Origin of the sequence: Klebsiella sp. WP3-W18-ESBL-02 (genome assembly GCF_014168815.1) — a bacterium.
Lineage (GTDB): Bacteria > Pseudomonadota > Gammaproteobacteria > Enterobacterales > Enterobacteriaceae > Kluyvera > Kluyvera ascorbata_B.
Genome location: NZ_AP021973.1, coordinates 171,478 through 183,648, shown reverse-complemented (window position 1 = coordinate 183,648; position 12,171 = coordinate 171,478). Strand labels below are relative to the sequence as shown.

The window sequence follows — 12,171 nt, the reverse complement described above, 5'->3', positions numbered from 1 at the left end:
CTTCTATTTTACGGGGTTGTACGCCGGAATCCCAGAAATTTCCGTCAGCCCAGCTCCAGTCCCGCCACGAGCGCATCCAGGTCGATGAACTTGCCGTCAGTCTGGAAGGTGTAATGCCCGTTCAGCAGGATGTGCCGCCAGGCCGCTGGCGACATCTGCGTGATCAACGCCAGCGCCTTGGCATTGCCAGCTGCCTCGTACTTCGTCAGCAGCAGGGACAGGATCGCCGAGTTGTAGAAGATGATCGCGTTGCCGATCAGCCTGGCGCACTGGTTGCTGATCTCGATTTCGATGTCGGTGCGGCCGGTCAATTCCTTCTTCCCACCGACTTGGGCGATGGTCGAGCGTAGCTGGTGATAGGACTCAATGCGGTTCTGCGAGCGGTGAACATTACGCTCCAGTTGCGGGTCGCGCAGGTAGCGCAGTGTGTAGATACTGCGGATGAGCTTGTCGAACTCGAAGATTGCGCGCCGCGTCGGGTTCGGCGCCGTATAGGTGCACAGCTTGCGGATCAGCGTGCCCTGCGTCATTTCCTTCAGGCCCAGTGTGGCGACGATTCGGTCGATGTTCGCCTTCTCACCGACGATGAGTTGCCGGTCGATCTGGCCAGCCGGCCGGATCAGGCATTTCTCGTACAATGCCAGATCATCGGCGCAATACAGCTCCTGCAACTGGTCGTCGAGGTCGGTGAAGCGCGGCTCGAAACGAAGTCCGAACCAGTGCAGGATGGCGAAGTTGGCCTTGTTGATGCTGTGCATGTCGCCGGTGATCGCGCTCGGCACGATGTCCGACGTGTTGCGGTACCAGATGTCGAACACGTGGTGAGCCTCGTACTCGTGTGCGCCTATCAGGTAGCCGTTCAACGGCACGTGATTGCACAGCAGCGTGTAGGCGACGACGCCCTTGCCGCGGCCGAAATATTTGCGCGAGTAGCGCGCCTTCACAGTTGGTCGCTCGACGCCGAATTTCTGCCCATCAACGGCACCGTACAACGAATCGAGGTCGAACGAGTAATGCGGGAAGATCGGCAGTGCGGCGATGGCGTTGCTGATGCAATCGTTGGCCACATGTAGCGTCGCCTGGCGCAGGTACTGCTGGTAGGTACTCTCCAGGACGTGGTACGGGATGTCGCTGGTACGTGCCATAACCTGGTTGCCGTGGTTCATGGCTTGGGCAATGATCACCGCCATCAGACTGTCGGCGTCGGCTACCTTCTTCGCATAGCGTGGCTGCAATGGTGTCAGCGCCGACAGGAACTGGCACTGACCGTTGACGAAGCGAAACACGTCGGCGACATCGCAGTATGGCAGTTGCTCGTAGAGAGCTTGCTCGCGCGCCTTCTGGTTCTCCCCCTTGGGCTTGCGCCAGGTCAGTCTCTGCGTGTCCTTGTCGTATTCCAGGTGCGTCAGCTTGCCCTGTTTCAGCTCGCGATTGAACGCCACCCATTGCGCACGCAACTCGGCCGCCAGTGCATCGAGCTGGGCACTGACCGGCTGCCGCAGGAAGGGGATGTCCATCTGCGCGAGCACGGCGGCTTTCTCGTCCATCGAAACCAACTCGTCGGACAAATGCCGGTGCTGCAAGCTGTCGTCAATGTAGAGCTTGCCCGCCTGGAAGCGTTTCCTGACCTGACGGTAAAGCCAGAATTCGTAACGATCGGCATGCAGGCCTGTCGGCGTGCCTTCGGCATCGAACATCAGCAGGTACGGACGCAAGCGTTTCGGCAGCGTTGCCGCCGGACATTCGTCGAGTGGCCGTTGTGATAGGCGCTGCTGCTTGGCGAACACGCTCTTGGCCCAAGTCAGCGCCGCGAGCCATGGGTTATCGGGGGCCGTGCCGGCGAAGTCGAGCGCGACGTACAGCGGCCGTAGATGGCGTCGAATGCGTTCGGCCAGGCCGTCCACCGCCTGCCAGTGCAGCGCCAGTTTGTTCAGTGGCTTGACGCTCATGCGCTGCGCCGTGTTTTGCAGCAATTCCCTGGACATGATTTTGTAGGCGCGTTGGCGCACCTCGCCGAACGGCGTCGGATCGGCCACGCTGTCGTCCACGTACAGCGACAGCAGGCGGCCAACCTGCGGCGTTTCCTGATGGCGTCGCAGCTGTTCGGCGACAAAGGACTGTTTCGCACCCGTGCGGCTCTCGTCCTCAAGTTTTTTCATGTGGAAGGCCATCGCGTCGACCAGGTTGTCGGTGAGCTGCCGGTAACGTACCCAGGCATAGCACAGCAGGTAGAGCCGGGTCTGCTCCGCCTTCAGGTGGCGCAGGTCATGGACGGTATAGAAGTTCGCCAGGCTCGCGTAGTACAGCAGGTTCTGCTGCGAGATGCCGAGCTTGGGCAGCAGCGCCTTGGCGATCCCGTGCAAGGACTTCAGCGTGGCGCGCTTCTCGCGCTCCCCTGCCATCTGACGCCAGCCGAAATCTTTAGCGTCCTGCTTGAGCGCTGCCAGTTGAGACAGGGTGTCGTCACGCACCAGGAGCTGGCCCAGCGCAGCTTTGGCCGATTCGTCCAACACTTCTGCCAGCAAGCCGCCCAAGCGCCTGCGTTCGGTGGACAGGGCTTCACTGACCAGCTCTTGTAAGGTGGTGTGGCCGGGCCGGATGATTTTGTGCTCGCTGAGCCAAACGATCAGTTCGGCGGCCACGAATCCTGGCATTACGTCGCGCCGCACGATCTGTTCAGCCTGCTGTGCCAGTTGCGGCAGGAAGCTAGCCGCCCACGACCGGTAGCCGAACAGTTCGGCGATCTTACCCCTCTGGCTGTAGTGCTCATGCTTGGTGATCGCCTTGCGTTCGAACGCTTCGCCGTGGAAATAGCGACTCAGCACGAAGGCGCAATCGTCCTCGACCTCATGCCAATCGAAGCGGAAGAAAGCATGCTTGGCCTTGAAGTAGCCGATCTGCAAGACGCAATAGACTTGGGCCTGCAGGCTAGGCCGGCTGCTGGCGAACGCCAGTTCAGATTCGGTCAACGCCAGGTATTCCAGCCGCTGAGCATCGTCGAAGTCCGGTAGGCCGTACAAGGCTTCCTGCTCTGCGTCAGAAAAGACGGTGAGTAGCTTATTCTTGTTGCTCATCGACCGTCCTTCCCGCACCACGCCAACCTGCTCGCGTCAATGTTTCGATCAACGTAGTGCGCTTGACATTGAAGTTGCGGCACACCGCCGCCTTAGACATGCCGCCATCGAGCGCGGCGACGATGGCGTCCAGCTTCTCACCAGTGATCGCCTGCGGCCGGCCGCCGATCCGGCCGCGTTTGCGTGCGGCGGCCAAGCCCGCGACGACGCGCTCCTGAATCAAGGCGCGCTCGTACTGCGCGAGCGCACCGAACACCTGGAACAGGAATTCGCCCGAGGGCGTCGTAGTGTCCAGGTTCTCTGTCAGCGAGCGGAACGCCACCCGCTTGTCCTTGAGCGAAGTCACAATGGCGAGCAGGTGCGACAGCGAGCGACCGAGCCGGTCGAGTTTCCACACCACCAGCACATCGCCGGCTCGAACGAACTCAAGCGCCCGCGCCAAGCCGGCACGGTCATCCTTCGCGCCAGAGGCACGATCCTCAAACAGGTGACGCGGATCGACGCCGGCGGCGAGCAGCGCGTCGCGCTGCAAGTCCGTGCTCTGGCGGTCGGAGTCCGACGACACGCGCATGTAGCCAACCAACATAGGCGGATAACCATCAAAAACAGGTTTCCGCATAATAGTGAATAGCGATAGAGTTTTCCGTACATTTTTGAGGGGGTGTTGCACAGGTAGTGTCGTTTTCAGAAGGCGACTGCACGAAATATCAGGAGTCGGCTGCACTGCCAGAACTGGCCGCCTGCAAGGCAGCGTAGAGAGCGGTTTTTCCTACCTTGAGGCGTGCGGCGGCCTCGCGGACATTCAAGCCGTTGGCGACAAGCTCCCGCGCTCGTTGCAACTTGTCGGCAGTGACAACCGGCTTGCGTCCGCCTTTGCGCCCGCGTGCGGCGGCAGCGGTCAACCCGGCCTTGGTGCGCTCGCGGATCAGGTCGCGCTCGAACTGGCCCAGCGCACCGAACACATGGAAGATGAGCCGTCCGCCCGGCGTGGTGGTGTCGATGTTTTCAGTCAACGAGCGGAAGCCGACGCCCCGTGCTTCCAGCTTGCCGACCGTCTCAATCAGGTGCGGCAGGGAGCGGCCAAGCCGATCCAGCCGCCAGACGACCAGCACATCGCCATCGCGCAGATAAGCCAGCGCATCGGCCAAGCCGGGCCGGTCTGCCTTGGCCCCGGATGCCGTGTCCTCGAAAACCCGTTCGCAGCCTGCATTGCGCAGCGCATCCGTCTGCAAGGCGGTGTCCTGTTCCGCCGTCGATACCCGCGCATAGCCGATGAGTGCCATTTCCGCCCATTTGTCCGTTATACCGTCCGCCTATCTTATTGTCCGTCATCCCGTTGCGCAAGATGTTTTCGGACAGGCGTCCGGTTTGGCCGCCTAATGATCGTTTGGCGGACAAGGCGACTGGCATCAGCCGAACAGCTCGCTATGGGAGCCAAGCCGCGCCAGTCGCAGGGTGTCGGCGTCGGACTTGCGGTAGATCAGCAGCAGGTCGGGCTTGATGTGGCATTCGCGGTAGCCCGCCCAATCGCCGGAAAGATCGTGGTCGCGGTATCGCACATCCAGGGGCTGATCGGTCGCCAGCGCGACCAGAACCGGCTTGAGGTCATCATTCGTGCAGCGGACTCCTGATACTGTTCGTTCAATAGACGACTGCACAACAGCCTTCAAACCGCGTTGTCTGGTGCAGTCGTCTTCTGAAAATGACACCGATCATCAAAGAAATTGACGTGTCGTAAAACACTTGTTTTCCGATATAGCATGGCTTTTTTTAAAGTTATGGCCTAAAATAAAGTTGAGCTACATTGTAGCCCAAACAAACATGAGGATTAAATTATGTCTGCAAATGCCGTTGTACGTGCCCGTATTGATGAACACATCAAAGAAGAAGCTACTATCGTTCTGGCATCGATGGGGCTGACTGTATCTGATGCTTTCCGGATCATGCTGACTCGTGTTGCCCGTGAAAAAGCATTGCCATTCGAGCCATTGGTACCCAATGCTGAAACTATTGAAGCTATGAAAGAAGCTCGTAAAGGTGGGTTGAAATCTTTCGCAACAGTTGATGATTTAATGGCTGATCTCAATGCGGACGATTGAATACACAAGCCAGTTCAAGCGAGATTTTAAACGCGAAAGCAAAGGGCAATACAAAGCGGTTCTTGCCGGTGCCGAGTTTTCGTTGATAGTTCAAGTTTTGGCAAATGATTTGCCATTGCCTGAAAAACTACGCGATCACCCGCTCTCAGGTGACTGGAAAGATCATCGGGACTGTCATGTTAAGCCCGATCTGGTTTTAATTTACCGAAAACCAGATGACACCGTATTGCAGCTTGTTCGTTTAGGGTCACATAGCGAATTAGGGTTATAAGAACTGCGGTAATGAAGGGGAAAGCGGTTTATGTTTCCTCATTAACGCAGGTGTTCTAATGGCAAAAATTTCTAGGGCCATCAACTATGGCGAATGAGCCGCGTCGATTATCCATTTTATCCTCTCATGAGATAGACGAACTATTTGGTCTACCTAATTTTTCGGATGACGACCGTCGGTTATATTTTGACTTAAGCGCCAAGGAACGTGAAGCGGTAGAAGATATCCGCACGTTTTCTGTCGCAGCCCATTTGGTGTTACAACTGGGTTATTTCAAAGCCAAACGGCAATTTTTTCTTTATGAACAAGAAATATCAGTATTGAATGACCTGCGTTATATCGTAACGCAACATTTTCCAGCTAGAACGCTTTCATCACTAAAAAGTCCATCGAGACCCATCAGGACAGAGCAACAGCGCTCAATACTTCAGTTATTTAATTATCAGTTGTGTGACAGCGAAGCCAAAGCTGCTCTGGAAGACAAAGCACAGCGGATAGCGATGCTATCGACACAACCCATCTATATTTTCCGTGAATTAATCCAGTATTTAGAGCTACACCGCATTGTTATGCCAAGTTATCGGTATATGCAGGAGATGATTGGCCGGGTTGTAGCTTATGAACGTACCCGTATTGCTCAATTACTCAACACATCAATGGATCCGCTTATTGTTCAGCAGTTAACTGCTTTGCTCCAGGCTGATTCGGGTTTGTTTCGCGTCAGCGCACTGAAGCATGAGGCCAAGGATTTCAGCTATGAAGAATTGCGGCAAGAAGTTGCACGTCGGCAATTTTTCCAACCGTTGCACGAATTTGCTCAGCAATTCCTGACGACAGCCGGTATTTCTAATGAAAGCGGGAAGTATTACGCCTCTCTGGTCAAGTTCTACACCACCTACAAACTCCAGCGCATGAAAAAAGAAACAGCCCAATTGTATCTGTTGTTTTTTGCTTTCCATCGGTTCCGGCAAATCAATGACAACTTGATCGAGGCGTTGATCCACTGGGTCGATCAATATGAGAAACAAGCCAAGCGTGCCGCTGAAGAAGCCATGAACAATGCTGTTGCAAGTGCATCCAAGAATTTGCAGGCTGCGGGTCATGTACTGAGTCTGTTTACAGATGACCAGATCACTGATGACACGCCTTTTTCATCCATCAAGGAAAAAGCGTTTACGTTACTTGACCCCGAACAATTTCCGCTGGTCTCTGATTATTTACGCAATATTGCGTTCGACAAGACTGCATTTGAATGGTCGCATTACACAAAATTATCGGCGACCTTCAAACGCAATCTTCGACAGTTGTTCTCTGATCTGGATTTTGCTGGACGGGTAGAAGACTCGCCCTTGCTGGAGGCGATTGAGTTTTTACAAAATCTATTACGGACAGATAAATCACCCCGGCAAACAGACCCTAGTTTGTTTCCGACCGAGATCATCCCCAAAGGGTTACGCCGTTATTTGTTCCGTAAAGAGGGCAATACGCTCAAGGATCTCGATGTAGATCGCTATGAATTTCTGGTCTATCGCTTACTGCGAAATTCACTGGAAGCCGGTGATTTATATGTTAAAAACAGTAATGAATTTCGGCGTTTTGAGGACGATTTGATTAGTGATCTTCGGTGGCAGGATAAAGAACAGATATTGCGTGAGATCAGTGCGCCTATTTTGTTAGCGCCAATCAAGGACACGCTGGCTGAATTTCATGCCATGATAGAAGCTCGTTACACAGCCATCAATCAACACATTACTGAGGGTGTTAACAAGCATATCAAAGTGATCGGTGCCGCCGAAAAACGCCGTTGGAAACTCCTTTATCCCAGCACAGATGAACCGATAAATAGCGATTTTTATAGTCAGTTACCGGGAATTGGAATTGCTGACTTGTTGTGGTTTGTTGCCGGAAATACTGGATTTTTGAGCGCATTTACTCATGTGCTGGATCGTTATGTTAAGCATGAAGCTGATCCCCGTGAAATATTCGCCTGTATTGTCGCCATGGGAACGAATATGGGGTTATCCAAAATGGCCGAAGTATCAGGTCTGAGTGCTCCAGCCATGGCAGGAACATCCAGAAATTATCTCCGACTGGAAACTCTGCGTGCAGCAAACGATGCCATTAGTAACGCGACCAGCCAGCTACCGGCATTTCATCTCTATGATATTCAGGACACACTGCATTCCAGCAGCGATGGCCAGCGAATGGAAACACAAATCAACACACTCAACGCCCGGTATTCACCCAAATATTTTGGATTACAGAAGGGTGTAAGTGCTTACACGTTGGTTGCGAACCATGTCCCCATTAATGCCAAGATCATCGGTACGCATGAACACGAAAGCCATTACGTTTTCGATTTGCTGCATAACAATACATCTGACATAAAACCGGAACGACATTCCACCGACACGCATGGCACCAATCAGGTTAATTTCTGGATCTTGCATGCCTTTGGCTATTATTTTGCACCGCGTTACCGCGATCTACATAAAAAAATGGAAACGTTGGTGGGTTCCAAAAACCCCGCTGAATATGGTGATTGGTTGATCAAACCATCCAGAAAAACGAATGACGAATTGATTGAACGTGAGTGGCCCAATATTCAACGCATTATGGCGTCACTTGCCCAGAAAGATGTCACTCAGGCCACGATTGTCCGCAAACTATCCAGCTATTCACGACAGAATCAGACTAAGAAAGCGTTATGGGAGCTGGAAAATATATGTCGTACCCTCTATATCCTCGAATTCATCGATGATGTTGGTTTACGTCAATGTGTACAAAAAGCATTGAATCGAGGAGAAGCCTATCATCGATTGCGGCGAGCGGTCGCGTTCGTCAACGGCGGAAAGTTCAGAGTTAAAACCGAAGAGGAACAGCAGATCTGGAATGAATGTTCCCGACTGATCACTAATGCGGTCATCTATTACAATACCGTGTTGCTTTCTCGTGTCTATGAACAAAAACAAGCAGTGGGAGATCAAAACGCGCTGACCCAGCTTCAGGGCATTTCGCCTGTAGCCTGGCAACACATCAATATGTACGGTAGTTTTGAATTTAGTCCATCGACTTCAAAGATAGATATTGATGCATTGGTAGCCCGATATGCAGATCCAGAGTATTGGCTGCAAGCCTTGACGGATAGTGAGACATCAATTGAGTAATGTTTGAAGCTTAGAGTCCAACGGAACGAAAACGTACGCTAAGCCATTCATCTTAGATCCCAAAAGCTAACTTTACATTTTTGGCGCGTTGGGCAAATTTAGCCGTAGGCAAATGGATCCAGACTCAATCAGGCTGGCAACCGTCACCGGCTGTCTGACTCTCCTTTTGTTTCGGTGGGGCTAGAGTGCCCCACTATTCTTCCGCTTTACGCTCGCGTTTTTCTTTGTCGCACTTCACTTTTTCATAAGCCTTGCCAAACCACTTAGGCTCTTTTCCCATCCCCGAATAAGATAGTCCTTCCGGCAGACTCTTCCAGAACACCGTTATCGCCTCGGCAAATTCTCTAAACTGTTCCTCGGAAACTTCAAGTTCTTCGTGGCGAGCTGGTCTCTCTTGCGGATAACCTTCGCATTGCCATACTGAGTAGTACTCCGGGTGAGCATTAACCAGTTTCTGGTGGGCATCACCATCTCCATGTTTATAAACGTTGACAACCTGATGACATGCACTGATTAACGGGAAACATGGCATGTTTCGTACTTCAATACCCAGCCATTCCATCAAATCCATAAGCCTCGGAAAACTGAGGTTCCAGATCAAATCTGATATCACAACCATGTCGAGCCACCGCCAGCTTCTGGCCTCCCGGATAAGCAGATCTCGTAATGCCTTGTCAAACTGGTGGTACATCCCAGCGGTCAGGGAAAGCGTGACCGTGACCTTCATTTCCCGCAACGCAACCCAGTGGCAAGCTTCAATCTGTTCAATATTCTCGTATACGTCACTTTCGTCGTGGTAATCAGGATTGAACCAGTCTCCAGCTGACTCTATAAATGACTCGCCTTTCTTTGTCGCTTCACTCCTGATCTCCACATCACTGAACTGCGACAGCAAACGTTCCTGCGCTTGTTCAGCGTAAAAAAGATGCGGGTTAAGCACCCACGGTCGGTCAATTGCCGCAAAGAAAAAGATGTTCCATCTCGGGTCGATAATTTCTTTTTCAGCATCAACAGCTGGCGCTGATACACTGCGGTTTGATTGTTTTTTTCTACCCATACCACTATCCAAATTAAAAACAGACGAAAAAAAACCGTCCAGCTGGACGGTTAATATCAAAATATCCTTCAGAAGTCTGACACGGGTCAGGCGCTAACCCGGGCAGTCGCTACTCACTAATTAAACCCCGCATAGGGGAAAACAATATTTTGATACTCCGACAACGCACCCCGCGATGGGGGAAGGTATGTCAGGCCAGTCTAACAAACCCAAAGCTCGTTGCAACCGCCAATCAGTGACTTAATCCTGGCAATCCTGATCATCAGTTTCAGTTCCGCAACTTAAGTAATCCATATTTAAAAACATTTTGTTCCCCGAGCCTGCCAATGCAGACAGACCTGAGATTTTACAGATCACGACAATCGACGGTACGCGTTTATAAATCTCGATTTCGCTTTCCCAACTTGACGCAAGATACCTTTCAAGCTGAAGTTCAGGGGTTACATCAACAGGTTGAATTCTGACCACAAAACCGTCTTTTCGCCCCTCATTGCGAAGAGATGTTAGCTGTTTTATCTCTGCATCGTTGAGTGTGGAAAATTTACGGCCATTAAGAATATGAGAGCAAAAATTGAAGCCAGTGATATGAGATGAGCCACCAGTTATCGATTCCAAAATGCTTGCATATTAGCTATCTGGGGGTTAGGCTCGCCTGTTTGCGGAGTGGATTCACATAATTCAAGGAGTCTTTCCAATTCCGATTTGGAATCACCCATACCCAATTCATTGCAAGGAAAAACATTGTGATTATTATTCATGAAAACTCCGTAGCATTAGATTTGAAGGCTAGTTTTCAACACTATGGGATCCCGAAATAAGTTCTCCCCCCCGCTCCCGGTAAGCTTTCGTTAATACCGCATAACTTTCTGAATTAACATGCTCATCAACCCCCGAACAAATCAGCCGGTTCGTCGGTGCTTCAAAAGCGTGGCGTTCGTATTTTTCGACCACGCGACAATCTTCCGACCATCTCTTGCCGAGCAACAAATCATTTGTGGTAATTGATGGAAACATCATCAATGCAAAAATTCCCCCAAGACAGCCTATTGGCACGAGCCACATGCAAACGATCTTGTTTTCGGAGCGTACAAATTTCAACCCGATGGTAGCGCCTATGATAGTCACGACAAATACCACCAGCAGAATTTTTAAGGGTAAAATCAGATCTGCGGCATAAATTAGCATTAATCATATCTCCTTAACTTTTCAATATTTGGTTCCTTCAAAAAGCCATCCATACTTTCCTTCATCTGGATGATCTGTCTTGTAGTTTATCTGGCAAGTGGTGAACTGACGCATCCATTCTCGTGACCTAAAAAATTTCCCACGAGGAAGTTTATCGCCAGGTAAGCATTGTTCAGCCCATTCGACAAAAGCAGGACAAACCCCCTTAAAGTGAGGAATAACAACTTGCGTGGCTTCTTTACGCATTACTGCTGACTGAATGGTTTTGGGATCAATCGTCATGGCTTCACAGGCTAACCCGACTTCACAAACATTTCTATTCTGCTGATGTTCTGTCATAGCGCCTTCCAGTTGAAGTTAAGTAGGGTCAGTTTGGATTTGAAAATTGTTGTACGGTAAGCCTGTTCTTGAACCTGCTTCGTGATCTTATGCCCGTTTGATGGCCACGGACTGACGCAAAAGTGCAAGAACGTCACTGACACTCATATCCCACGCATCCGCCTGCCGTTTCAGAATAAATGCCCCTACTTCCATTCTTTGGGCATGGTTCAACATATGCGTCAGCATATCCCCACCATGAGAAAAGTTTATCCCGCAGCCGGATGCACCATTGTTGATGAGCGTAAAACCTTTGTTTTTATCGGTTCCGTGAAAGTTTGCCCTCATCTCCTTTTCCAGCCCGAACAATACCGCGCAACATTGAGTTAATTCATAGCGATTCAGCTGGATGACGCGCTTAAGCTCCCATTGGGCTTCTTTTGCGCCATCAGCAATCGGAGCCATAGTGATGTTCACCGTGGGAAACGCATCCTTACCAGGCGAAACCACATATTGAAAATCAAGAGCAGTACGTTTTGCGCCCGTTTGCCGGTCTGCATAAAGCTTCAGCTGCTTACCAAATGTCGAAGTCATAACTATCCTCCAGAACTTAATTTACCCTGGTCATTCCAGCCGACAAAAGATTGTCGGGTTGTTTTCTACAGGCCTTCCCTCTCAATCCCACCGGGTATATTTTCCCCTTCCCTCTCGTTCCCACCGGCGATAAAAACTGTGCAGATTAAAAAAGTATCTTTTTGGGATTAGGCGAACAGCAGTAATTATAAAGAGGAGTGTTATTTTCTTTATTTTTCATGGTAATACAAGTTGTATTCAATAGAGGCCTGACGCGCCCCATCAGCTTTTCAGATGTAAATGGGACTATTTATCCTTTAGCGACTACAAAATCACGGGTGGGTTTGAGAGGGAAACGTCAACTTAGTGTTTTTGACCGGTGGGAATGAGACAGCACATTCCCGGAACCGGGCAAAAAGACGTTTCA

General features: G+C 51.2%; 12 protein-coding genes. 3 read left to right on the top strand and 9 right to left on the bottom strand.

Features of this window, described 5'->3' with window-relative positions; all coding sequences use genetic code 11:
• Positions 1 to 44 precede the first annotated feature (44 nt).
• The 4 genes from H7R56_RS25900 to H7R56_RS25885 all read right to left on the bottom strand — a co-directional run bounded on the left by H7R56_RS25900 (position 45) and on the right by H7R56_RS25885 (position 4,732).
• Entirely contained in the window at positions 45 to 3,074 is a 3,030-nt protein-coding gene (locus H7R56_RS25900) for a Tn3 family transposase (protein ID WP_182928828.1), read from the bottom strand.
• Entirely contained in the window at positions 3,058 to 3,660 is a 603-nt protein-coding gene (locus H7R56_RS25895; RefSeq protein ID WP_010465829.1) for a recombinase family protein, read from the bottom strand. Before H7R56_RS25895 ends, H7R56_RS25900 begins: the two co-directional genes overlap by 17 nt.
• A gap of 121 nt (positions 3,661 to 3,781) precedes the next feature.
• Positions 3,782 to 4,357, bottom strand: coding sequence for a recombinase family protein (locus H7R56_RS25890; protein ID WP_001173919.1), 576 nt, complete (start codon positions 4,355 to 4,357; stop codon positions 3,782 to 3,784).
• 126 nt (positions 4,358 to 4,483) lie between these two features.
• Positions 4,484 to 4,732, bottom strand: a complete 249-nt coding sequence (locus H7R56_RS25885; RefSeq protein ID WP_012585400.1) for a type II toxin-antitoxin system YafQ family toxin — start codon at positions 4,730 to 4,732, stop codon at positions 4,484 to 4,486.
• 177 nt (positions 4,733 to 4,909) lie between these two features.
• On the opposite strand from H7R56_RS25885, the gene H7R56_RS25880 reads away from it, so the two are divergent.
• The 3 genes from H7R56_RS25880 to H7R56_RS25870 all read left to right on the top strand — a co-directional run bounded on the left by H7R56_RS25880 (position 4,910) and on the right by H7R56_RS25870 (position 8,611).
• Positions 4,910 to 5,173, top strand: coding sequence for a type II toxin-antitoxin system RelB/DinJ family antitoxin (locus tag H7R56_RS25880; RefSeq protein ID WP_123282528.1), 264 nt, complete (start codon positions 4,910 to 4,912; stop codon positions 5,171 to 5,173).
• Positions 5,160 to 5,444 (top strand): type II toxin-antitoxin system YafQ family toxin, encoded by a 285-nt coding sequence (locus H7R56_RS25875; RefSeq protein WP_123282529.1) that lies wholly within the window; start codon positions 5,160 to 5,162, stop codon positions 5,442 to 5,444. Before H7R56_RS25880 ends, H7R56_RS25875 begins: the two co-directional genes overlap by 14 nt.
• Positions 5,445 to 5,530: 86 nt before the next feature.
• Positions 5,531 to 8,611 (top strand): Tn3 family transposase, encoded by a 3,081-nt coding sequence (locus H7R56_RS25870; protein ID WP_182928827.1) that lies wholly within the window; start codon positions 5,531 to 5,533, stop codon positions 8,609 to 8,611.
• A 193-nt stretch (positions 8,612 to 8,804) separates the two neighbouring features.
• Here the strand turns inward: H7R56_RS25870 and H7R56_RS25865 are convergent, their stop codons facing one another.
• From H7R56_RS25865 to H7R56_RS25845, 5 genes are all read right to left on the bottom strand, one after another.
• On the bottom strand, positions 8,805 to 9,668 hold the full coding sequence (locus H7R56_RS25865) for a hypothetical protein (RefSeq protein ID WP_016241543.1): 864 nt from the start codon (positions 9,666 to 9,668) through the stop codon (positions 8,805 to 8,807).
• 240 nt (positions 9,669 to 9,908) lie between these two features.
• On the bottom strand, positions 9,909 to 10,283 hold the full coding sequence (locus H7R56_RS27805) for a hypothetical protein (protein WP_223226822.1): 375 nt from the start codon (positions 10,281 to 10,283) through the stop codon (positions 9,909 to 9,911).
• Positions 10,284 to 10,454: 171 nt separating this feature from the next.
• Complete coding sequence (locus H7R56_RS25855; protein WP_016241545.1) at positions 10,455 to 10,853, bottom strand: hypothetical protein; 399 nt, start codon at positions 10,851 to 10,853, stop codon at positions 10,455 to 10,457.
• Positions 10,854 to 10,874: 21 nt separating this feature from the next.
• A complete protein-coding gene (locus H7R56_RS25850) occupies positions 10,875 to 11,192 on the bottom strand; it encodes a hypothetical protein (RefSeq protein ID WP_009651680.1) in 318 nt (105 codons plus the stop codon).
• Positions 11,193 to 11,279: 87 nt separating this feature from the next.
• Complete coding sequence (locus tag H7R56_RS25845) at positions 11,280 to 11,765, bottom strand: hypothetical protein (protein ID WP_007372340.1); 486 nt, start codon at positions 11,763 to 11,765, stop codon at positions 11,280 to 11,282.
• Positions 11,766 to 12,171: the final 406 nt, after the last annotated feature.

What these genes read in the sequence shown, in the direction of transcription:
- H7R56_RS25900 (WP_182928828.1), bottom strand. Translation starts at nt 3,074, where the DNA reads ATGAGCAACAAGAATAAGCTACTCACCGTCTTTTCTGACGCAGAGCAG.
- H7R56_RS25895 (WP_010465829.1), bottom strand. Translation starts at nt 3,660, where the DNA reads ATGTTGGTTGGCTACATGCGCGTGTCGTCGGACTCCGACCGCCAGAGC.
- H7R56_RS25890 (WP_001173919.1), bottom strand. Translation starts at nt 4,357, where the DNA reads ATGGCACTCATCGGCTATGCGCGGGTATCGACGGCGGAACAGGACACC.
- H7R56_RS25880 (WP_123282528.1), top strand. Translation starts at nt 4,910, where the DNA reads ATGTCTGCAAATGCCGTTGTACGTGCCCGTATTGATGAACACATCAAA.
- H7R56_RS25875 (WP_123282529.1), top strand. Translation starts at nt 5,160, where the DNA reads ATGCGGACGATTGAATACACAAGCCAGTTCAAGCGAGATTTTAAACGC.
- H7R56_RS25870 (WP_182928827.1), top strand. Translation starts at nt 5,531, where the DNA reads ATGGCGAATGAGCCGCGTCGATTATCCATTTTATCCTCTCATGAGATA.
- H7R56_RS25865 (WP_016241543.1), bottom strand. Translation starts at nt 9,668, where the DNA reads ATGGGTAGAAAAAAACAATCAAACCGCAGTGTATCAGCGCCAGCTGTT.
- H7R56_RS25855 (WP_016241545.1), bottom strand. Translation starts at nt 10,853, where the DNA reads ATGCTAATTTATGCCGCAGATCTGATTTTACCCTTAAAAATTCTGCTG.
- H7R56_RS25850 (WP_009651680.1), bottom strand. Translation starts at nt 11,192, where the DNA reads ATGACAGAACATCAGCAGAATAGAAATGTTTGTGAAGTCGGGTTAGCC.
- H7R56_RS25845 (WP_007372340.1), bottom strand. Translation starts at nt 11,765, where the DNA reads ATGACTTCGACATTTGGTAAGCAGCTGAAGCTTTATGCAGACCGGCAA.